At 49.9% G+C, this 22912-nt stretch carries 13 protein-coding genes; 4 read left to right on the top strand and 9 right to left on the bottom strand.

All coding sequences use genetic code 11. The features are described from left to right. Positions 1–151 precede the first annotated feature (151 nt). Complete coding sequence (locus GWC95_RS10560) at positions 152–8254, bottom strand: HYR domain-containing protein (protein WP_161818669.1); 8103 nt, start codon at positions 8252–8254, stop codon at positions 152–154. Between the two features lie 446 nt (positions 8255–8700). Then, positions 8701–11766 (bottom strand): S9 family peptidase, encoded by a 3066-nt coding sequence (locus GWC95_RS19615; protein ID WP_202630261.1) that lies wholly within the window; start codon positions 11764–11766, stop codon positions 8701–8703. Between the two features lie 186 nt (positions 11767–11952). Here GWC95_RS19615 and GWC95_RS10565 point away from each other — a divergent pair, with 186 nt between their 5' ends. Further along, positions 11953–12783 carry a strictosidine synthase family protein gene (locus tag GWC95_RS10565; protein ID WP_161818670.1) on the top strand — a complete coding sequence of 277 codons (831 nt, stop codon included), beginning with the start codon at positions 11953–11955 and terminating at the stop codon, positions 12781–12783. 159 nt (positions 12784–12942) lie between these two features. Here GWC95_RS10565 and GWC95_RS10570 read toward each other — a convergent pair whose 3' ends face one another. From GWC95_RS10570 to GWC95_RS10585, 4 genes are all read right to left on the bottom strand, one after another. Continuing rightward, complete coding sequence (locus GWC95_RS10570) at positions 12943–13815, bottom strand: DMT family transporter (protein ID WP_161818671.1); 873 nt, start codon at positions 13813–13815, stop codon at positions 12943–12945. A 143-nt stretch (positions 13816–13958) separates the two neighbouring features. Continuing rightward, on the bottom strand, positions 13959–14732 hold the full coding sequence (locus GWC95_RS10575; protein ID WP_161818672.1) for a polyprenol monophosphomannose synthase: 774 nt from the start codon (positions 14730–14732) through the stop codon (positions 13959–13961). An 88-nt stretch (positions 14733–14820) separates the two neighbouring features. Further along, a complete protein-coding gene (locus GWC95_RS10580) occupies positions 14821–15591 on the bottom strand; it encodes a 3'-5' exonuclease (RefSeq protein ID WP_202630262.1) in 771 nt (256 codons plus the stop codon). 96 nt (positions 15592–15687) lie between these two features. Next, positions 15688–17046: a UDP-N-acetylmuramate--L-alanine ligase gene (locus GWC95_RS10585; protein WP_161818673.1), complete on the bottom strand. Its 1359-nt coding sequence runs from the start codon at positions 17044–17046 to the stop codon at positions 15688–15690. Between the two features lie 300 nt (positions 17047–17346). Between GWC95_RS10585 and ytxJ the strand changes: the two genes are divergently transcribed. The 3 genes from ytxJ to GWC95_RS10600 all read left to right on the top strand — a co-directional run bounded on the left by ytxJ (position 17347) and on the right by GWC95_RS10600 (position 19697). After that, on the top strand, positions 17347–17679 hold the full coding sequence (gene ytxJ, locus GWC95_RS10590; RefSeq protein ID WP_161818674.1) for a bacillithiol system redox-active protein YtxJ: 333 nt from the start codon (positions 17347–17349) through the stop codon (positions 17677–17679). Between the two features lie 186 nt (positions 17680–17865). Continuing rightward, the gene (locus tag GWC95_RS10595; protein WP_161818675.1) at positions 17866–18666 is read left to right on the top strand and encodes a sulfite exporter TauE/SafE family protein; all 801 of its coding nucleotides are present in this window, start codon (positions 17866–17868) and stop codon (positions 18664–18666) included. Between the two features lie 86 nt (positions 18667–18752). Then, positions 18753–19697: a c-type cytochrome gene (locus GWC95_RS10600; protein WP_237722125.1), complete on the top strand. Its 945-nt coding sequence runs from the start codon at positions 18753–18755 to the stop codon at positions 19695–19697. A 25-nt stretch (positions 19698–19722) separates the two neighbouring features. On the opposite strand, the gene GWC95_RS10605 is transcribed toward GWC95_RS10600, so the two are convergent. The 3 genes from GWC95_RS10605 to GWC95_RS10615 form a co-directional block, all read right to left on the bottom strand. Beyond that, complete coding sequence (locus GWC95_RS10605; RefSeq protein WP_161818676.1) at positions 19723–20238, bottom strand: GNAT family N-acetyltransferase; 516 nt, start codon at positions 20236–20238, stop codon at positions 19723–19725. Positions 20239–20343: 105 nt separating this feature from the next. Further along, the gene (locus GWC95_RS10610; protein ID WP_161818677.1) at positions 20344–21531 is read right to left on the bottom strand and encodes an acetyl-CoA C-acyltransferase; all 1188 of its coding nucleotides are present in this window, start codon (positions 21529–21531) and stop codon (positions 20344–20346) included. 488 nt (positions 21532–22019) lie between these two features. Then, positions 22020–22856 carry a CvfB family protein gene (locus GWC95_RS10615; protein ID WP_161818678.1) on the bottom strand — a complete coding sequence of 279 codons (837 nt, stop codon included), beginning with the start codon at positions 22854–22856 and terminating at the stop codon, positions 22020–22022. Positions 22857–22912 lie beyond the last annotated feature (56 nt).

A 22912-nucleotide genomic window follows, 5' to 3' on the forward strand; every position in this document is an offset into this window, starting at 1 on the left:
AGCACGGCATCATTCGGCCATTGCCTCGCTAACATGGGTGACAGCGCAACGCTTACACTTCACCAACCTCTTTACTAAAAAACAAAAGCGATCGCAATGATCGCTTTTGTTTTATATACTTAGAAATGATTCGTTTCAGATAGGCCCAGCGCTAACCGCGAACTTTAACCAGTTGAACCACCTTCCTCAATCCACCCTGCGTGAGTTCCGCGAAGTAGGTTCCGCCTGCGTAATCGTGTCCGAGCTGGATGGTGCTGTTTGCGCCAACTTTCGAGCGGGAATCTACTACCCTGCCGCGGCTGTCCATCACGCGGATATTGACTGGCGTTTCGTACCTGCTTTCAATCTTCAGTGTGAAGTAAGAAGTACTTGGGTTTGGAAGAACGGTTACTTTCAATGTTTCCTCGCTTGTAACCGTTGCCTTCTCGCTGCCGGTTGATTGTGTGTTCACCTGTTGAACGGTATTCAATACGGTTACAGGCGGTGCACTGCAATCGAAGCTGTTCCAGATCACATTTTTACCGTTGCCGGTGATGTTCTCTGCAATAAAGGTTCCGGTCATGTATACATATGCATTGCCAAGACCGAAATACCTGGCTTCATCATCATCGCGGTCACAATCGCCCAATCCGAACAAACCATAGGAACCGTAGCTGTATCCGCCGTTGACCTGCATTTTTCCTTTAGGGATGTAAATGTTGGCGTTTACTTTTGTATCACCACCGTTCACAACAAATTTTTCATCGTCGGATTTTTTATCACCCATGTAGAAGGTCACATTGTTGTTGTCGGGGTTTACAAAAACCTGGCTTCCGATAGAAACGCCAGCGCTTACCAACACTTTAGCATCACCGGAGAAACGAACGTAGCTGTAGCCATTGCGCGGGCCCTTCACTACATTCAACTGGTCGATGCTGATCACGGGAGCGGTAAACGTTACCTGCGCGCCCTGCTCAACACGGATGGTACCAAACGTAGTGCCGGTGAGCGTGGTGCGTGAACCTTTTTTCAACGTCAGGTTCTTGTAGTTTCCGTTAACGGTGCTCACGCTGTTCTGCGCAACATCTTTATTCGGGAGATTGTTTGTATTGGCCGTATTCAATTGCATCGCAGGTAATACAATGCCGGTCGCCGCTGCGTATACAGGGTTTCCGATTGTGATGAATAAACCATTTTTATCGATGTTCTTCGCTTTTACAAAAGAACCAGGTGAATTGATCGTACTGAAACTGCCCAGCTCAACTTCGCCTTTCAAACCGGTAACACCCACACTTCCACTTGCCACCGTGTTGTTTGTTCCGAGGTCAATTTTATCTGTTGCAAGAAGTGTATAGCTGCTCACCAGGTTTTGTTTCTGGTAATTGTAAGCAGCCGGCGCACTGGTGCAGCCATTCAATGTTACGGTAACCTGGTAAACACCATCTGCATTGGTTTGACCGAGGTTCAGTTGCTGCGTGGTTGCAACGGTTGCAGCGCCCGATGTCCATTTATACGTGGCCCCCGCTCCTGTTGTATTCGCAGTAAGCGTGAGTTTGTTACAGAATGCATCCGGGCTGCTTACAGTAATTGCCGTTGCCGGCAATGCACTGATGGTTACCGTGGTACTGCTTGTTGAAACGTTTCCACTTGCATCTTTTACCGTCCAGGTGATGGTTGACACACCTGTATTGAATGTTCCGCTTGCGTTATTGGTTGTACCGCTTCTTGTTGTTGCGCCCGTGATCGTGTATGAAGTGGTTACCGCACCACAATTCGCCACCGCTGCCAGTGCAGGAATGGTATAGTTTGATGTACCATTCACACAGAATGCCTGTGCAGGAACGGCGGTAACAACCGGCAGGATATTGCTCTTCACTGTTACGGTTGCATTGGCAGCAATGCTGTTGCCGCTTGCATCCACAACGGTAACCGTTACCGTATTGGCTCCAAGGTTCGAGCAGTTGAAACTTGTTTTGCTTACGCTGTACGAGCTCACGCCGCAATTGTCTGCACTTGCTGCGATAAGCTGCAACGCTGTAATGGTTGCGGTTCCTGATGCATCAAGGTAAACGGTTATGGGTTGTGTGGTAAGTGTAGGCAGCGTATTGTCTTTCACGGTAACAACCGCCGTTGCAGAAGATACATTGCCCGATGCATCCGTAACGGTTAGTGTAACGGTATTGGCACCGAGATCTGCGCAATTGAAACCGGTTTTGTTCAGGCTCATCAATGCAATGCTGCAATTGTCTGTGCTGCCGTTGTTGACATCGTTGATACCGATGCCTGCAACGCCCGCTGCATTGAGATACACCGTTACCGGTTTGGTTACAACGGTTGGCGCCTGTTGGTCCGTAACCGTGATCACCTGCGTTGCGGTTGCCGTCCATCCGTTGTTATCGGTCACCGTCCATGTTACTGTTGTGTTGCCAACAGGGAAATAAGCCGATGGATGATCGTTCGTTACACTTGCCACGCCACAGTTGTCTGAAGTTTGGGGTGCCTGCAAAACTACATTGGCGCCGCAACCCGCATCTGCCGCTACTGTTTTGTTGTTCACTGTGATCGTTGGCAATTCATTATCGATCACTGTTATTTTCTGTGTTGCCGTATCTGTTACGTTGCCGTGCACATCCGTTACGCTCCATCTTACAATGGTTGTTCCTACAGGATAGTAATTTGACGGATGATCATTCGAAACACCTGCAACACCGCAGTTGTCTGCAGTAACAGGTGTGCCGATACTAAGGATCGTTGCACCGCATGCACCCGGATCATTCACCACGCTTACTTCTGATGGTGCAGTAATGGTTGGTTTCTCTACATCTTTCACGGTAACCAGTTGCGTTGCGGTATTTGTCCAGCCATTGTTGTCTGTAACGGTCCAGGTAACCGTGGTGGTTCCCACAGGGAAGATGTTCGACGGGTGATCGTTTGTTACGCTTGCCACGCCGCAGTTGTCTGCCGTTGCCGGGGCCGCCAATACTACGGTTGCCTCACAAGCGCCTGCGTTGTTGTTTACCGTGATGTTGTTTACGGTGATCGTTGGCAGTTCATTATCGATAACGGTTACGCGCTGCGTTGCCGTATCTGTTGTGTTGCCATTCACATCCGTCACTTTCCATGTTACGATCGTTGTTCCTACCGGATAATAATTGGATGGATGGTCATTTGTAACACTTGCCACACCGCAGTTGTCTGCAGTTACCGGTGTGCCGATGTTGTTGATCGTTGCACCGCATTGCCCCGCATCATTCACCACGCTTACTTCTGAAGGTGCTGTAATGGTTGGCTTTTCTGTGTCTGATACGATCACGGTCTGGTTCTGCGTACTTGTGTTCCCGTTGCCATCGCTGAATGTCCAGTGAATGGTATGGGTTCCCTGTGTTGTATAGCTAAGCGGATCGGATGTTGTTCCTGTTATTGTTCCTGCGCAATTGTCTGTTGCCGTTGGAGCCGTGAATACGGTTGCCGCACATGCCCCGGTGATCACCGGTAATGTGGAAGCGTTTGCCACAGGCGCAACATCATCGCTCACGGTTACCGTGATCGCGTTGGAGGTTACCGCACAATTACCGGTGTTGACCGCGGTTACCGTATAGGTTCCGCTTGCCGTTGCCGTGTAGTTTGCGGTAGTTGTGGTTGCTACCAGGTTTCCGTACTGCATCCATTTGTACGAAGCCACCGCGCCGTTGCCCCCATCGTTGGCCGATGCGGCAAGCGCAACGCCTGTGCCCGGGCAGCCACTGTCTGAACCAACCGCAGCGAGCGTTACAGCCGATGGCGGGTTGTTGATGGTGAGGTGCAGTGTAACGGTTGAATCACATCCACCCGCAGTGGTAAATGTTTTTGTTACGGTTGTTGACGATGTATAAACGGTGCCGTACCAGTCGAAACTTCCACACACTGTTGCGGTTGTATCGCCCGCCGATGCACAGGTACGTGTGTACCAGATCGGCGAGGTCAGGATGCGTTTGCCGTTGTGTGTGATGTCGATGTAGTAATAACCCGTTGCATGGTTGGCAAGCGCGTTGTCTACATAACTCAGTGAACTTCCGAATACAGAATCGATGACCACCGGGTTGATGTTGCTTCCCGGCTCGCCATACATCACGCGTATCAATGCATTGCCCACATTGTCTGTTGCATCTGTTAAGTTAACTGCGATGGATGGCGCGTTCCTGTCTTCAAAAACAGAACCCATGATCCGTGTGTTGATCGTAAAATCAACCTTTGAGTCCATGTCTTCGGTTGCATAGAAATGCATATCGTGCACCGCTTTGATGATCGCCGACTGTGTCAGCTCCGGCGCGATCACCGCTGTTCTTGCAGGTGTATGTCTTCCGAATGTGGTGTAGTGGTTATCGTGATCGATGGTTGGCCCGAGGTGGTAGCCCTTAGACAACAATTTGTTGTAATACCATACATACGACATCGACGACGGATCAGAATAATTGGTAACCTTCGAAGTGGCGGGCCCGCTTTCAACGGCTACGCCGGAGATTGCGCTGTCTGCTGCTGCGTCGTACGCAATGTTCGAGAGGTTGTTGTAATCGGCGTTGTTCGGGTGAGCGAGTGAGGTGAATGCATTTTTCGCTTTGTAATCGTTCACGCGTGCAAACAATCCTTCCACACCGAGATAAGTGCTTTTGGGAACATACACATCATAGTTCGGCCCAACATTTCCGTTTACATTCGACTCCCATCCGAACAGCTCTGTGAGTCCGTCGCCGTACACCAGAACGTGTCCGCCGTTTGAGATCACACCATACTCCATTCCATACAATGCAAGGAAGTTCGGATGCGCAGCGTTGAATGCCGCTGCCTGCGCACTGCCTGCATGGTAGTTGGCGATCTCGTTTCCTGGGTTGTTTACGGTTGAGAAGTGGTTGTGTTCTGAAATGCCGAGGAAATCCATTCCCAAAGAATGTGATGCAAACTCATAAGCATCAGCCGGCGTGCCTGCGGCGTTGTCTTTTTGTCCGTCTGAGTAAGCCGTATGCGAGTGAAGCGTTCCAAAATAAATATTGTTGAGTGGCGCATTGGTGGTGGTGGCCGATCCGCTGAGCGGCGATGCGGTTAAGTATTTTGTTCCGCCCGTACAGTTTTTGTTCGCGGCAAAAACAAAGAAATAATAAGTGGTCGCATTGGTGAGATTGGTTGCGATAAAGCTGGTGGATGTTCCGTTCGAAACAACCGTTCCGCCACCGAGGCCTGCCCCTGCGCTGTAATCTGTATTGTCAACAGGTGTTGCAGACAAGGTTGGCGACGTGCTCATCACCACGAGATAATTCAGGTTCGATCCTCCGCCTGCATTGAATGTTGCCGTAATGTTATTGTAGGATGCATTGAATGCAATGTCTGATGGCTGCGCCGACGGTGTGCTGCACACGGGCAGTGGCAATGTGGTTGCTGTTCCGGCGAGCGGATCAACGGTGTTGTAAACCGGCCCGTTCACACAGCCTTGTGCGTTTACACTGAAAACAGTATAGTAGTACTGTGTTGCGGGCGCAAGCCCTGTTGCATTGAACGTGGTTGCCGAACTGCGCTGAACCACTATAGCGTTACCTATTGCTGATCCTGCATTGTATACAACACCATTGGCCAATGTTCCGGAGAAGGTGCCTCCTGTGCTTTGCAGCACCACGTATTCATCAGCAGCAGTAGCGGTGAATGAACCCTGTATTGAGTTGATCGATGCAACTGTAACCAGGCCCGATGGCTGCGACACTGGCGCCGTGCACGATGGGAGCCCTGCAACAGTGGTAACATCTTCTTCCAATACATCTGTTGTTAAATATTTAGGACCGCCTGTACACACACTGTTTACTGAGAATACAAAGAAATAATAAGTGGTTGCGCCAGTGAGGCCATCGGCAGTAAAGTTGAGTTCTGCGCCTTTGGCGATCACGGTTCCGTCGCCTACATTATCACCGATCGTATAGGTTTGTCCGTCTATCGGGTTGTTGGTGAGTGTGCTGTTGGTGCTCATGATCACCAGGTATTCGTTTGCAGACGGGCTGGCCGCTGTAAAGCTTCCATTCACGCTTGTTTCACCAACCGAGCTGAACACCAGCGATGTTGGCGCAGCAGACGGCGTTGCACATGGTGTGGATGCGACCGCGGTAACCACAAGGTTGTCGATGCTGATCTTGGGTCTTGAACCACTGCCGCTGCCCGTTCCGTTGTGGTAGTAGAAACGCAGTCTTGCGCCCGGGCTATGACTGAAATACGCAGGCAATGCAATGTTGTTCACCGTTCCTGTTGCAGGAACATTGTTGGCAAAATTGAGTACGCTTGCAGAAGTGAGCTCTGTGTAATTCACACCATCCACGCTTCCGTAAACGCGGAGCGAACCGGGTCTGTCGCCGGTACCGTTCGCAACCGCCGCCCAGTCGAAACTGAGTGTGCCTGCATTTACGCCGGTGAAGTCCATATAGAAATCAACAGCAACAGAACTTGAGTTATCGGTTGACCCGGTAGACAGCAAAACCAGTGAGCCGGCTCCCTTCTGTACACCGCCGCTTGAGCCCGAAGCAAATGTTGCGCTCGAAGTGGTGATGCGTGTTGGAGAAGGAATGGCCGTAGCGGTTACGTTCACACCAACGGAAGAAAAGCGGTTGGCGCCCGTGCCCGATGCAAAATTTGCTGCCCATCCGCTGATGGCATTGAAGTTCTCGGTGTAACGCAGCAACGGTTGCGAAGCCATGATCACCGGAACAACGGACGAGGTGGTAAATGTTCCTTCTGCGCCGTAGGTTGTGCCACCGGCATTGGTTGCAAACGCTTTGTAATAATAGGTTGTTGCAGCAGCAAGGCCGGTAACCGTTTTGCTGAATGCACCGCCGTTCAGGCTGGCCGCAGTTACAGAAATGCCTGTTCCGTTCGCGATACCTGAAATGGTACTGTATTCAAAACCAAACGAGGTAACATTGGTGCAACCGGTAACGGAAATGGTTCCGTTCAATGTTGCAGAAGTGCCCGCCACCTGGTTGCCGCCTGTTGCCACGGTTGGCGCGGTATTGATGCCCGCCGCCGATGCAGAAACAAGGATGCCTGTTCCGCCACCATTGATGGCCAGGTCGCCATTGTAAGATTGTGCAGCCGTTGGCGTAAACTTCACAAAGAATTGTTTTCCTGTGAAAGCATTACCGGTGTAGCTGAGCGATAAAGTATTGGTGTAGGTTCCGTTCGATGTTTCAGCATAACTAAAGCCGTTTAGTGCGGCGATGTTGATGTTGCTTCCATCCAGACTGCTTCCATCGAGTGAGAAACCCTGTACGGAAGCGTTGTTAAGACAGATGCTTCCGAAGTTTGCATTGCCCGAGATCAGCAGCAGCGGCGTGGCGGCCGCGGCCCTGTTGATGCTGATGATGTAATCTTTTTGGGTAACGCCATCCTGCGCAACCACTTTTACATCGATGGTGTTGTTGCCGACAGACAAGGGAAAGCTGGCAGACGGGTTGCCAAATGCGCCTCCGTTCAGGCTTGCGGTAACGGTAGCGTTGGTATTGGCTTTGGTAAAGCTGATGGTAGCGGAGCTGTTGGCATTCGCCGTGGTAACAGAGTACGCATAAGAGGATGCGCTGAATGCAGGGGAAAGCGGGCCCGCGCTGGTAGACAATGCAGCAAGATCCGCATTATTGGAGATCACCGGCGGTGCGGCGCTTACGGATAAATTGAGGTCGTCGATCCTTGTATTGATGGTACCGTTGGAAGCGTTGCCGCTGCCGTTGTAAAAATAAATGCGGAAAGTAACCGGGGTTCCGGTGCCGGATGCTACAGACAGATTCGTGTGATTTTTCAGCGACCAGCTGCTGTTGTTGGCAACGGTGCCGGTGGCTATATCTGTTGCGTAGTTGTCAAGGTTGCTGCGTAGTGTATATGCCTGGCTGCCTGTGCTGGTGCTGCGCACGCCGAAGCTGATCGCGGTGAGGGTGGCAATGTTACCGGATGGCGGGGTGAGCGTGAACTCATAATAAGTGCTCCCACCTGCGGCCGTATTCAGAGCGCCTGTTTTTGCAGCGATGCCGGCATTGAACGTGCCGGATGCACCTGTATAGCCAGACGACACAGAAGCGGATACAACAAAGCCGCCCGAGATGGTTCCCAGGTTATTGGCAGTGGTGATGGCGCTGCTCGCAACAACGGATGTGGTTGATGGATTGGCGGTGCCATCCGAGAAATTCCAGGCGATGGTCTGCGCACCGGCAACAGCGGTAACCATCATGGCAACAATAAATAAACCGGCTTTGGTCAGGGTAAAAAATCTACGCATACAACGTGTTTAATTGTAAAAACGGTTAAGCATCAATAAAGAAAAGGGAACAGGAGACAAACAGGCATCCTTCGATCGCGGAACCTGGCCCGTAGGGCACACACAGTAATCTTTTTTCTCATTTTGTACTTGGTTCACAAAGGGAATATTGGCGCTGCGATCGTGGTTATTATTAGAATAAGTTCGAAGGTAAAGGTATAGGATAAAACCTCCCTCCCAACTTATGCACACCGTTTGGAGCGGTTGATAACGGTAATTTAATGCGGATTTAAGCGGCTGCAGGTTGCGGACCTCCGGCTGTTACAACAGGGCGGCGGACAAGGCAAAAGTATGAAACGCATGGTCCGTTGTTGTCTTCCCCCGCTACGCTGCATTCAACAAAAAAAGCCGGAAATGAGTAAATCATTTCCGGCTTTGAACCTAAACAAGGTATTCAAATTCAAGGATCAATATCCCAATCCCAGGTCCCTTCCTTTCATCACCGCAGGAACACCTTCGCTGATCCATTTTGCGGGTTTGTCGCCCTTGAGCAGGTAGTCGAAAAATTGCTGCTCGCGGATCTGGATGTCTTTGCGATTCTTTCTTTCCACAAGGTTGTGCGCCTCGCCGTTGTAAGTGAGCATCCACACTTTTTTACCAAGACGGCGCATGCCCGAATACATTTCAATTCCCTGGTACCAGGGCACCGCATCGTCTGCATCATTGGCCATGATCACGAGCGGCGTGGTTACTTTGGGCAGTGAAAACAATGCCGAGTTCTTGATGTACAGGTCCGGTTTTTCCCAAAGCGTTGCACCGATGCGGCTCTGTGTTTTTTCGTACTGGAACTGGCGAAGGATACCGGTTCCCCAACGGATGCCGCCGTATGCGCTCGTCATATTTGCAACAGGTGCGCCTGCCCATGCCGCTGCATACAGGTTTGTTTTGGTGATGAGGTAAACGATCTGGTAACCACCCCAGCTTTGTCCCTGCAAACCGATCTTTGTACTGTCAACAAACCCTTGCTTCACCACGGCCCTTGTTCCGCTCAGGATGTAATCGTAGGCGCTTTGCCCGGGATAACCTGTTTTGTACCAGATATCCGGCACAAATACTACATATCCCCTGCTCACAAAGAAAGGAATGTTGAGTCGCGACGGTGTTGGCGCCGGTGCCAGGTAGTTGTGAAGGGTGTTGTTGTTGCGCTCGTAGAAATAAACGATCATAGGGTATTTCTTTTTCGGATCGAAATCTTCCGGTTTGTACAAAACACCTTCTGTTTCTTTTCCTGTATATGCTTTCCATTTGAACAGTTCCGATGTACCCCAGTTGTATTCCTGTTGCTGGAGGTTGGTATAGGATAATCTTACCGAAGCGTCCATCAGTTTCTGCGCATACACATCGGGCGATTTGATGTAGGATTCTTTGGTGTATGAATACACATCCGCATCCTTCGCTTTTACCGGCGCGCCGATGGTTACCGGTTCTTTTGCAACAAGCGTTACCAGTTTGCTTGCCGAAAGATCATTTCCTTTCGAAAGTTCAAGTACCGAAAGCCCGCTGCTCTTGTCTTTTTCATCGAACACGCGCAGCAGTATTTTCTGCCCGAACGAAAGATATCTCTCTTCCCTGTCCGTATTAAGATAACGGTATTGGATCTTATCTTTTCTACCATGCGTTACCAATACGGATTTCTCTTTTCCTTCCGGATCCACCTGCCAGATATCGTAGTGGTCATAGATCAGCACGTATTTATCGTTCTCCATCCATCTTACCGCGCCGTATGCATTCGGATCATCCGGCACATCGTTCTCTTCGTCGTATAATTTATAGGCGATGTCTTTGGCTACCTGGTACACCTGCCTGGTTTCGCTGTTGTATACATTGTACACCTGCTTGATCTCATCGAAGAACAAAAGGTATTTTCCTGTGTACGAAGGTGAAACGGCGCTTCCTTTGAAGTTCTTTCTCACCAGTTCCGCCTTGCCTGTTTCCGGATTCACTGCATAAATATCGCTTACAGTGAAACCCTGCCACTGGCTCGCGATGCGGCGCCCGGTATCGGTGGTTGCATAAAACGTTTTGCCATCACCCTCCTGTGTTTGCAACATGGTGCGCAAGGCTGTATTGCCCAGTTGCACTACTTCTTTGTTTGCCATATCGAACCTTGCGAGGTAAGAACGGCGCGCTTCTGCATCGGCATTCTTTAATTGTGCGGGTTGCACCTGGTCGTCGTTGTAGTGCCAGATGTCTACACTCACCCTGTCAAAATCGGGCAACGATGTATCTTTCGGGGGCAATACCGGCGCTGTTCCAAAAAACAGGCGCTGGCCGTTTTTGCTGAAGCTCAATCCGCCGCCCGCACCGCCGCCGAAACCAAAGCCGCCGCCCGGTCCACCGGCGCCACCTCTGCCTCCTCCGCCACCGCCAACTTCTGCAACGGTCCATTTGGGAACCATGCCGCGTGTATCCCGCGAAGCGAGCAATGTTGCGCTGTCGGTTCCATCTTTGTAATAATAGAGTTTGTAAAATTTCTGAAGCGCCTTGCTGGCGCTGTCGCGCTCTGCAACAAAGGCAACCTGTTTTCCTTCTTCATCCATCGCATACCCTTTTGCATCGTTGAACTTCTGGAAGATGGTGGTGAATTGTTTGGATGCGACATCGAGTTTTACAACGGCCGGCAATACTTTGTTATCGCCCGTTTTCTTCGTGGTCTCATACAGCAACACATTTCCTTTCTTACTGAAATAATATTCGCTCACGAGGTAGTAAGAACGCGTTTCACCTGTATTGAGATTGAGTAAAACCATCTCTGTTCCTTCTTCTACGGCATCATCGCCCCCGGCCACAGGCGCGCCTGCCCCCGCGCCCCTTCCACCACGGCCTCCCGCCTGTCCACCGAAATTACCGCCGCCCCTTGGCGCCTGTAACACGGCCAGGCCTTTTGTTTTGGCATCGTTTGCTTTGTTGCGGATGCTGTCGGCCACCCGTTGCAGGCTGTCTGCTACAGAGTACATGGTATTGATACGTGTAAGCGAATCCACTGCACTGGGGCGTGTGGTAAGGTCGGGCAAGCCTTTGTCGAGCAGGTAGGCCATCCAGCCATTGTTGCTTTCATCGGGCGTTTTGTAGCTGCGTACGCGTGGCACCTTGGTTAATTTATCCTGGGAGAGATCGAGGATCGCGAGACTGTCTTTCGGCATCTCATCGGGTCTTCTCTTCTTGATGCGAGCATCGCGTGTGTCCTTGAAAAAAGGTTTGATGCGGCAGATCACAAAACGGTTATCGTCTGTGATCATGGCATTGTATCCACGCGGGATCTCTTTTTTGTAGCGGCCGTCGGAAGACTGTACATACAGGCTGCCATCGCCTTCCTGCGGGTTCACGGTGTAGATCACGTATTTTCCATCGTTGCTGATGGCCCTGTCGGCAACACTCTGCCAGCCATCGTACACGGAATGGTCGAGCGGCTTTTTCTGTGCCAGGGCACCCAGCGAAAGCAAACAACCGAAAACAAAAAGGATTTTCTTCATTGCGCATTGATTTTATAGAGTTCCGAAGATAATGAAGTTAGGGGTATATTTGAACGGAGATGCAGGGGTGTGAACAGTGTGTGCCTGTCGCGGATAGACACTACATTTGAAGCCGGTATTTAATCCGCCAGGCGGGTCATATTCCATATTTTTAAGATCGATCATTCACGATTAAAAAACCAATCCATGAAATACATCATCACCCTCCTCGCCATTGCACTGGTAACAACAGCGCCGTCAATGGCCCAATCGCACAGCCTCGCCAGGATCTGGCAAACAGAACCTTTATTGAAAACGCCGGAGTCGGTTTTGTTTGACGAGAAGGCGCAGTTGTTATATGTTTCCAACATCGATGGCGCGCCGGATGGTAAAGACGGGCAGGGCTCTATCGGTAAAGTGGGACTCGACGGGAAGATCATAGAAGTGGAATGGGTTAAAGGGCTGAACGCACCCAAAGGCATGGGCATCTACAAAGGCAAAATGTATGTGGCCGATCTGACCGAAGTGGTGGTGATCGATATCGCGAAGGCACAGATCGAAAAAAAGATCCCGGTAGCGGGCTCTGTTTTTCTGAACGATATCACGATCGACAAAAAAGGAATTGTTTACGTGAGCGACACACGCATCAACAAAGTATATGGAATCGAAAACGGGAACGTGTTCACGTTGTTGCAAGGGCTCCAGGGGCCGAATGGTTTGCTCGCGGTTGGAAAGGAACTGTATGTGCTCGACAAAGGCAGCCTGCTCAGGATGACCGAATCGCGCAACCTCGACAAACTTGCCGAGGGCATGGACCCCAGCACCGACGGAATTGAAATGGTAAAGACCAACGAATACATCGTAAGCTGCTGGAGCGGGATCATTTATTATGTTGAGGCGAATGGAAACAAAACGACTTTGCTAGACACCCGCAAAGAAAGTGTGAACACAGCCGATATAGGATACGACGCGAAGAAAAAGATCTTGTATGTGCCCACATTTTTTAAGAACCATATCGCAGCTTATCAATTGAAGTGACGAGTTCTGGTAGCCGGTGTTACGAACAACCTGGCACCAACTTTACAATGCTTCATTTACTGAATGCCTGTCCGGATATGGGCAGGCATTTTTTTTGGCGCGTACATCTTTGGATTACGGTAGCGGCGTATTTCGCGATGAGGTCCGTGAGCAACAATATCAGACATTCTTTTTCCGCACCACTCTCAACATCTGCAGTACCACCGATAAGGCGATCAGGAAAAACCCGGCGTAAAAACTTGTGTTGAGGTCTTTGTTCTCGTTGTATAGGGCGAACGCGAGCAGCACGCCGTATACCGGCTCAAGGTTAAGGGTAAGGTTTTGCGTAAAGGCCGAAACTTTTTTGAGTGCCTGCAGCATAAGATCCATGGCGTACACGGTACAGAGCCAGCTGAGGATGAGGAGCCAGCCCCAATCGCTCCAGGTAGGAAGTATGGAAACGGCCGGGAAATAATACAGGTACAAAGGCATACCGATCGTAAGGATCAGCAAACCGCCGCTGAGTTCGTACAACATCAGCGTTTGCGGTTCGGCAACGTCTACATTTTTTTTGTTGAGCACGGAGAACAGGGCACCAAGAACCGCCGAAGCTATTCCCAATAAGATCCCGGTGCGGAAACGGGCATCGAAGTGGAAAATAAGGTATATGCCCAGTAAACTGAGCAACCCCAATCCTATTTCGGCCCAGCTGAGTTTCCGGGTAGTAAGCATGGGTTCAAGGATGGCGGTAAACAATCCTACCGATGCGAAACAGATCAACCCGATGGATACATTGGCGATCTTGATGCTGCCATAAAAACAAACCCAGTGCATAGCGATCAGGCAGCCGATGCCCAATAACTTCCAGACATTGGATGCAGAAATACGTGTGATTTTTTTCTTCCAGCTCAGCCATGCAAACAAGGTTACCACTGTAAGCATGATGCGGTACCATACCAGCAGCCCCTCATTCATATCGATCAGTTTTCCCAATACACCGGTAAAACCGGCAAGGAAAACGGAGATATGAAGTTTGATGAGGGCCTGTTTCATGAGCGTAAGTGTGGCGGAAGTTAACGAGTTTCAATAAAACGGTAACGAAGAAAAAAGAGGCATCAAAGAACCGGCAATACCCTGAATGCGGTTAAGGCCAGTGCAACACTGTTACTTGTTTTTATCAAATGAGTGCTGAAAAACTATCCCGCTTTCGATGTAACCATATCGTTCACATCGTTCTTTACTTTTTTGCGATAGTTGCTGAAGAGGCTTTTCCATTGGATGCGCAGCACGCCGAGCACGCCTTCCCTGATGATCCCCTTGCTCATTTTGCTCACGCCTATTTTGCGGTCTATGAAAGTGATGGGCACTTCCTTGATCTTAAAACCGAGCTTCCACGCGGCAAATTTCATTTCAATCTGGAAGGCATAACCCACGAACTGGATCATATCGAAATTGATCGACTCCAGTACTTTTCTTTTGTAACAAAGAAACCCTGCGGTAGGGTCGTTCACCGGCATCCAGGTAATGAGTTTTGTGTAAAAAGCGCCGCCGCGTGAGTAAAGCTGCCTGTCTAACGGCCAGTTCTCCGTTTTGCCACCCGGAACATAACGGCTGCCGATGGCCACATCGGCGCCTTCGTTTTTGCAGGCGTTGTATAAGCGCAAAAGATCGTTGGGGTTGTGGGAGAAATCTGCATCCATCTCAAAAATATACGCATACCCCTTGGCGATGCTCCATTTAAAACCATGGATGTATGCAGTGCCAAGGCCAAGCTTGCCGGATCTTTCCTCCAGAAAAAGCTGGCCGGGATATACATTGATCAGGTCGCGCACAATATTGCCCGTACCATCGGGCGAGCCATCGTCGATCACCAGCACATGAAAGTTGCTGCCGAGTGCGAACACGGCGGTTATAATTGAGACGATGTTCTCCTTCTCATTATAAGTAGGTATGATAACTATTTTTTCCAAGCGTATGGGGGTCTGCTTTAAAACCTAAGGTACAACATTGAACGTTTCAATTATAAAAATAGCTCATAAGAAAGCGCTAAATCACAGTTCATGTTTTCTTAACAAGCGTCCTGTTTAATATTTCGGTGAGTTTTTGTTTGGTGTTCATGGCAAAATCGCCTTTCATCATCCAGTCGTAATACTGCGGCTCTTCCTTAAGCACCTGTGTTACCGGTTTGCCTTTGTGTTTGCCGAAATTGAATACCTCTACACCTTTGTCTTTTACAAAACGGCGGGCGAAGTCTACGATATCGTCTTCTCCCGTAAATTTTACAATACTCTCCACCGTGGCGCCGATCTGCGGGTAACGTTCTACCTGCGCCTCAAGGATCTCCCAGGTAGCCGAAGCATCCACTGCTGCGCTGTGCGCGCCTTCGAGTGTTTTCTGGCAGTAAAATTTGTAGGCGGCGCTGAGTGTGCGTTGTTCCATCATGTGAAAAACTTTCTGCACGTCTACCAGCTTCCTTCCTTCGATAGAAAATTCCATCCCGATGCGCAGAAATTCCTCTATCAGCATGGGCACATCGAACCGGTTGCTGTTGTAGCCGCCCATGTCGCAGTTGTCCATGAATTGCTTGAGCTCATTGGCCGCTTCTTTGAAAGTTGGCGCATCCTTTACCATCTCATCTGTAATGCCATGGATATCGCTCGATGCTTTGGGGATCGGGATCATGGGATTGATCAGCTTTCTTTTTACCTGCTGCGTTCCGTCTGTCAGTATTTTTACGATGGCGATCTCTACAATGCGGTCTGTACTGATGTTCACACCGGTTGTCTCCAGATCGATAAAAGCGATGGGGCGCGTTAATTGCAATTTCATGATGCGCTGTTGGTCTGTTTGATTTATTGGGTTGTTGGGCTCCCGTTCTTTTTCCGGCTCCCGGGAAATGCCTGCGCTGCTCACGGTACCAATATACTACGAAGTAATTCCCGCCGCGAAAGTAAGCATATCTAAGCCATCATAATTGCCACTGCTCATTAAAACGAGATTAGTGTTGGCATAAGATTGCGCTTTGAGCCATTTCCACAGGTCTTCTTTGTCGTTCATCACCAGCAACCCCTCTTTGCCAAACCCTTCGTACACTTTTTCTGCGGGCAGGAACGGCATGCGTTTCAGCTCGAGTGCATGCCTCGAATAGAATACGATGGCAACATCGGCCTTATCCATGGCGCCTTTGTACTCGCTCATGAATTGTTCATTGAGACTGCTGAACGTGTGAAGCTCGAGTATGCCGATGAGTTTCCTGTTGGGGTATTGTTGTTTCACCGCTTCGATGGTGGCTTTTACTTTGCTGGGCGCGTGCGCAAAATCGCGGTACACATTTGTTGTTTCATTGGCGCCGAGCAGCTCCAGCCTTTTGGCGGCCCCGGTAAAATTTGCGATGCCGGCAACAAAGTCCTGCGCAGAAATACCCAGTTCTTTACACGAGTAATAAGCCGCATTCAGGTTCATCAGGTTGTGGTTGCCAAATACCCGCAGTTCGCCGGAAACGCCCCCGATCGTAACGGTTGTTTTGCCGTTGACGATGGAATGCTGCGGAACGCCATAGGGTTGGTACCGTATATCTTCGCGTAAATTATCTTCAACCAGTTTTTTCAATACCGCGTCTGATTCATTGTAAATCAACACCCCTCCTTTTTCTATTCTATTGATGAATACGACGAACTGTTCCAGGTAAAAATCAAACGTCGGGAACACATTGATGTGATCCCATGCAATACCCGTAAGCACTGCCACATGCGGGTACAGGAAATGGAACTTGGGTTTGCGCTCGATGGCGCTGGCGGGATATTCATCGCCCTCGCAGACGATGACCGGCGCATCGGTGATGTTCACAGACTGGTCGAAGCCATCGAGCCTCGCACCTACCAGGTAATCAAAATCTTTACCGGCACTCCTGAGCACATGCATGATCATGCTGGTAGTTGTTGTTTTTCCATGGCTGCCGCCCACCACTACCCTTTTTTTCGCGCGGCTCTCGTGGTATATATACTCGGGGAAGGAATAAATGGGCAGGCCAAGCGCCTGCGCCGCTTTGATCTCGGGGTTGTCGCTTTTGGCGTGCATGCCCAGGATCACGGCATCTATATCGCTGGTGATCAGTTCGGGGCGCCAGCCGGTTTCGGCGGGGAGCAGCCCTTCAGCCGCGAGGTTCGATCTGGCAGGTTCAAAGATCTCGTCGTCCGTTCCGGTCACTTTGTATCCTTTTTTGTGTAATGCAATGGCCAACTGGTGCATTACGCTACCCCCGATTGAAATAAAATGTACCCGCATACGTTGTTATTTGGTAACCAGCCGGAACAAATTAACAAAATGTGTAAAGCCGGCAGGCAACAATTAGAGCTGAAAGATTATCTTTGCAGTATCGCAAAATACAGCGTAATCCGTTATTTAAACAACAAGCATGAAAAAGATTGTCCTTTTATTACTTACCGTTTCGGTTGCTGTTGCGGTATTTACATCCTGTGCCCCTTCTAGGAAAGGATGCCCCACCACCAATCCTAAGTACTTCAGGCAGTAATTGCTGAACAAACCGGCGGCAGGATTGTTGTATTGGTAATTGTAAAGTTTGCTATGAACTGGATCTCCCTTACCAAAGAAGAACAACTCGATCAGATCAAAGAGAAATCAGCCGCCGTTCCGCAGGTTATTTTCAAACACAGCACGCGCTGCAGCATCAGCAGCATGGTTCTCGACAGGCTCGAGCGGTCTGCGCCCCCGGCTTCCACGGATTTCTATTTTCTCGATCTCATTGCGCACCGCAATGTTTCCAACAAAATTGCCGAGTTGTTCGATGTTTACCACGAATCGCCCCAGGTACTCATTATCAAAAATGGGGAATGTGTATACGATGAAAGCCATATGGGTATCAGAATGGATGAAATCGCCGAAGCGCTGAATAATTAAACAAAAACCTATTCGTATTTAACAACAAATGGTTGACATTAACTTGTTGATCATTATTTGTTGCGCCCCTGCCGGTTCACAATTACGAATGGTTACCGGCTATTTTTCAATTTCTTCTAAATCCTGTTTCCCAATTCCTTCTTCGCAATTATTCAGCATCTTTGCAGCCTTAACAAGTACAATTACATGGAAATTGCAGGCTATGTAGCCGCTTTGCTTATTGGTATATCCCTGGGTCTGATCGGTGGCGGCGGTTCTATCTTAACCATTCCGGTACTTGTATACCTTTTTCACATCAAGCCAACACTTGCCACTGGCTATTCTTTGTTTATCGTGGGATGCAGCAGCCTGGCCGGCGCTTACAAATACTGGCGCAGGGGATTCATCAATTTCAAAGCCGCTTTTTATTTCGGCATCGCTTCTATCCTGACCGTATTGCTGATCCGTAAACTGCTGATGCCCGTCATTCCCGAAGACCTCTTTACGATCCGGAATTTCGTGGTCACCAAATCGCTGCTTACCATGTTACTGTTTGGTGTGGTGATGATCTTTGCTTCGCTGAACATGATCCAGAAACCGGTAACACCGGCGGCAGACAACCACGACCAACCCATCCGCCTCACAAAAGCGCTGCTTCGCGGCGTTGCAGTGGGAACGCTGACCGGGTTACTGGGTGCAGGTGGCGGGTTTCTCATCATCCCCGTTCTCGTTTTTTCTTTTCATCTCCCCATGAAAGATGCCATCGGAACCTCCCTGCTGATCATTGCCATGAACTCGCTGTCTGGTTTTGCGGGCGATCTTTTTCACCAGCAGTTCGACTGGCAACGCCTGCTTCCCCTTACGGCCATTGCCGTTACGGGAACGTTTATCGGGCGCAGGCTCGGACAGGACATGGCCGGCGAAAGGCTCAAAAAATGGTTTGGCTGGTTTGTGCTGGTGATGGGCATCTACATCATTATGCACGAGGTATTTTTCAAGCAATTGTAAGACCGTACAGAACCTGCACACTTCAGCGTTAGCAGTTAGATTGTATATTTAGGGTCGTTTACAAACCCCGCTAACACGCCATCAAATTGAAACCCAGATCAACCCGCAATAGTTTGCTCATCCTTGGGTGCCTGGTTTTGGTTTTGACGGCAATATGGGTTGTACGAAACGATAAGCCCGAGCTGCAGCCTGACTTTGATACCGCCAACTGCTGGACGGGCGCCGGCGTTAACCAGATACCGGTTGACGAACAAGGGCTGCAGATCCGTTATGGCAGGAACCTCATTGAAAACACGGCGTACTATCTCGGGCCACGTGGAACCGTTGCGAAGATCAGCAACGGAATGAATTGCCAGAACTGCCATCTCGAAGCGGGCACCAAACCGTGGGGAAATAATTATGGCGCCGTTGCATCCACTTATCCAAAGTTCCGCGAGCGCTCGGGTACGATAGAGACCATCGAAAAAAGGGTGAACGACTGCCTCGAAAGAAGCCTCAACGGGAAACCTCTCGAAAACAACAGCAGGGAAATGCAGGCCATTGTTGCATACATCAGGTGGCTGGGCGAGGGCATCCCGAAGGGCACAAAACCCAAGGGCTCGGGCATTATGCAGCTTCCTTTTTTACCACGCGCGGCGGATCCCGGAAAAGGCAAAGTGGTTTATACAACGCAGTGCGAAAAATGTCATGGCAGGAACGGGGAAGGACAGGCAAATGCAGACGCAAAGGGCTACACCTACCCACCCTTGTGGGGCAACAACAGTTACAACAACGGCGCGGGTCTTTACCGCATCTCGCGTTTTGCGGGGTATGTGAAGAACAACATGCCCAACCCGGTGAACTACCACACCCCCCAACTAACCGATGCAGAAGCCTGGGATGTGGCAGCTTTTGTAAACTCGCAACCAAGGCCATCGAAAGACCTGGGCAAAGACTGGCCCGATATTTCTAAAAAACCTTTCGACCATCCATTTGGCCCTTATACCGACGGGAAAGATGAGCTGCAACACAAGTATGGTCCGTGGAAATGATGGACTCGTAACGCAACACCGATCGTTAGGAAACAACTTTCAACCTCATCAGCCAATCCCGCTGTACATCATTGCCCAGGATGAAATCGTGTTCCGAAAATTTTTCAAACCCGAACGACTCGTAAAACCCGATCGCGCGTTTGTTGTGTTCCCAAACGCCGAGCCAGATAAAGGTCTTGTTTTCTGCGAGCGCATGCGATACGGCAGCCTGCATCAGCATTTTACCAACGCCTTTACCGATGAACGCGCTGCGCACATACAGGCGCGAGATCTCAACCGCGTTTTCATTGGGGATGTGCGGGTGCATCTCATCTTTCAGGAACATGTATCCTGCGGGTTGCAGATCGTTGTAGGCAATGAGGAAAAGGTTTGCGGGATCGTGTACTTCCGCAATGAGTTTTTCTTTACTGAATTGTTCAGCAAGAAATTTATCCATGTCTTCTTTGGTGTTGAATGCAGCGAACGTATCCACAAATGTTTCGCGGCTGATAGCGGCGATCAAGGTTGCATCGGCTGGTGTGGCTGTTTTAAGATGGATCATACATCAAAAATTAACCGCATCATTCACTGCAGGTACACAATGATAAATGCGGAATAAGAACCCGGACGGCAAGCACCAGGATGGCCGCCCGGTATTTGTTATTTTTTAATCAGCGCGCTCAATCACCATCGCGCTTGCACCGCCGCCGCCGTTGCAGATACCTGCTGCGCCGATCTTGCCATTGTGTTGTTTCAGCACATGAACAAGCGTTACGATGATGCGTGCACCGCTGCAGCCAAGCGGGTGACCGAGTGATACTGCACCGCCGTGTACATTCACTTTTGCAGGGTCGAGATTCATTTTCCGGATATTGGCGATGCCTACAACAGAAAATGCTTCGTTGAGTTCGGTAAAATCAACATCGCCCATCTGCAATCCTGCTTTCTCTACTGCTTTTGGAACGGCAAGCGACGGCGTGGTGGTGAACCATTCGGGCGCCTGCTCCGCGTCTGCATAACTGCGGATGACGGCCAGTGGTTTGATGCCCATTTGTTCTGCTTTTTCTTTGCTCATGAGCACAACCGCCGCTGCGCCATCGTTCATGGTAGAGGCATTGGCCGCGGTTACGGTTCCGTCTTTTGTGAACGCCGGTTTGAGCGTGGGGATCTTGTCAAATTTTACGTTGTAGGCTTCTTCGTCTTTTGCAAAGAATACAGCTTCGCCTTTGCGTTGTGGTATTTCAACGGGAACTACCTCCGCATCAAAATTCCCGTTGGCCCATGCGGCCTGGCTTCGATTGTAACTTTCGATCGCAAACGCATCCTGTTCGTCGCGCGTGATGTTGCATTCTTTGGCACACAGTTCGGCGGCGTTGCCCATGGCGTAGTTGTTGTACACATCTGTGAGCCCGTCTTTTGCAAGGCCATCGATCAAACTAACGTCGCCGTATTTATTGCCCCAACGCAGGTTCGGGCTGTAAAAGGGAACATTGCTCATGCTTTCCATACCGCCGGCAACAACAATGTCGGCATCGCCAAGCAGGATGCTTTGCGCGCCCTGCGCGATGGCTTTCATTCCGCTTGCGCAAACCTTGTTCACGGTAGTGCAGATCACCTGGTCGGGAAGACCCGCAAACTTCGCGGCCTGGCGCGCCGGCGCCTGCCCGGTGTTGGCCTGTATCACACAACCCATCAACACTTCCTGTACATCCGAGGGCTTGATTCCTGCCTTGTCAACCGCCGCCCTGATGGCAAAAGCGCCAAGCTGTGGTGCGGTAATGTCTTTCAGGCTTCCACCAAAACTGCCGATGGGCGTACGAACGGCAGAAACAATATAAACGGTCCTTTTATCCATGATCCTGTTTTGAAAGCGAAGATAAGCAATTAAAGCTAACAGGCGTTAGCTACGAGAGGGCGTTTGTTCATAAAAAAAGACCCAACAGCTTAAGTATGAACGATTCCCGGGGAAACTCCCTTTAAAAACGGGGTATTTCCCGTAGGTTGGCAAGGCAACGGAATCTAATTTTAGCGTGTCATTACCATACAAGTTTAACTAACCCCGATTCCACGAACCATTACAAATATCTACCTACATGTTTAGCGCTCAACTAGCTCTCATCCACCTAACGGTTCCGGCTGTAAACATTCCCATGGCGTTCCGCTGTGGTTTTGTTTTGCTGCTGGCCCTGGTAATGGTGCTGATGAAGGACGATGACAAGACGAAAAACAAGATGAAAAAATATCCATAAGGCTTAACAGCCGGCCGCGCATGGTTTTGCTACGGCAATTACACTGTGTTTTCGTACCCTTTCTAAACAGTTGTATACCTGTTGGTCCAGGGTGTTAGTCGGCCTTTACCAATTGTATCCCCGTTTTCGCGAAAGCGATCTTCTGTTGTTTGTAGAGGTTGCCCGTGGTCATTTTAAAGGTCTTCTTACTCATCCCGAAGAAATCGTAGATCTCCTGCGGGTCGGTTTTATCGTTGTAGGGAAGGTATCCATCGTTTTCTGCGAGCAGGCGTAAGATCTTTGCGGCCTCGTCTTCCACGCGCTGGTAGCCCGGTTTTCCGAGCACCACGTCGATCTTGTTATCCGGGCGTATCGTTTTGATGAAGCCTTCGTATTTATCGCCTGTTTCCAGTTTCGTATATACTTCGTTGCTGTGCAGCAGCCCTGTGTGAAGATTGTTGATGATCATCACAAAACCCAACTCCGATTCGCGGTACACAAGAAGTTCCACGATGTCTTTCTCCTTTACGGTAAGTTCGTCGTTGCTCAGCAGCGCATCTATTTTTTCTGTTGCCGCGATACGGCCGGTCTGTTCATCTACATACAGTTTCACCAGGTATTCCGCCCCTTCACGCATTCCGCTGATCTGTTTGGATTTGGGAACGAAGAGATCCTTCATCAATCCCCAATCCAGGAAAGCGCCCTGTTTGGTAACAGAAACACATTCCAGTTTGGCGATCTCGCCGGCCATTGCCTTTGGTTTTTGCGTGGTAGCGATCAGGCGGTTGTCCGAATCGTGGTACACAAACACTTTCAGTTCATCACCCACACGCAATGTGCGTGGCGCAAAACGTTTGGGAAGAAGGATGCCTTCTCCGCCATCATCAAGATAAAAACCGAAATCTACCTTGCGGGAAACTTTCAGCGTATTGTATTGGGCAATAAAGATCATGGAACGCAAAGATACGGAACTTCCCCCTCCTGCCCTCTTCCTGCGCCGCGCCAACC

The sequence above is a fragment of the Sediminibacterium roseum genome (genome assembly GCF_009939005.1).
In the GTDB taxonomy this organism is placed as follows: domain Bacteria; phylum Bacteroidota; class Bacteroidia; order Chitinophagales; family Chitinophagaceae; genus Sediminibacterium; species Sediminibacterium roseum.

What these genes read in the sequence shown, in the direction of transcription:
- GWC95_RS10595 (WP_161818675.1), top strand. Translation starts at nt 17,866, where the DNA reads ATGGAAATTGCAGGCTATGTAGCCGCTTTGCTTATTGGTATATCCCTG.
- GWC95_RS10560 (WP_161818669.1), bottom strand. Translation starts at nt 8,254, where the DNA reads ATGCGTAGATTTTTTACCCTGACCAAAGCCGGTTTATTTATTGTTGCC.
- GWC95_RS10565 (WP_161818670.1), top strand. Translation starts at nt 11,953, where the DNA reads ATGAAATACATCATCACCCTCCTCGCCATTGCACTGGTAACAACAGCG.
- GWC95_RS10585 (WP_161818673.1), bottom strand. Translation starts at nt 17,046, where the DNA reads ATGCGGGTACATTTTATTTCAATCGGGGGTAGCGTAATGCACCAGTTG.
- GWC95_RS10580 (WP_202630262.1), bottom strand. Translation starts at nt 15,591, where the DNA reads ATGAAATTGCAATTAACGCGCCCCATCGCTTTTATCGATCTGGAGACA.
- GWC95_RS10570 (WP_161818671.1), bottom strand. Translation starts at nt 13,815, where the DNA reads ATGAAACAGGCCCTCATCAAACTTCATATCTCCGTTTTCCTTGCCGGT.
- GWC95_RS19615 (WP_202630261.1), bottom strand. Translation starts at nt 11,766, where the DNA reads ATGAAGAAAATCCTTTTTGTTTTCGGTTGTTTGCTTTCGCTGGGTGCC.
- GWC95_RS10610 (WP_161818677.1), bottom strand. Translation starts at nt 21,531, where the DNA reads ATGGATAAAAGGACCGTTTATATTGTTTCTGCCGTTCGTACGCCCATC.
- GWC95_RS10605 (WP_161818676.1), bottom strand. Translation starts at nt 20,238, where the DNA reads ATGATCCATCTTAAAACAGCCACACCAGCCGATGCAACCTTGATCGCC.
- ytxJ (WP_161818674.1), top strand. Translation starts at nt 17,347, where the DNA reads ATGAACTGGATCTCCCTTACCAAAGAAGAACAACTCGATCAGATCAAA.
- GWC95_RS10615 (WP_161818678.1), bottom strand. Translation starts at nt 22,856, where the DNA reads ATGATCTTTATTGCCCAATACAATACGCTGAAAGTTTCCCGCAAGGTA.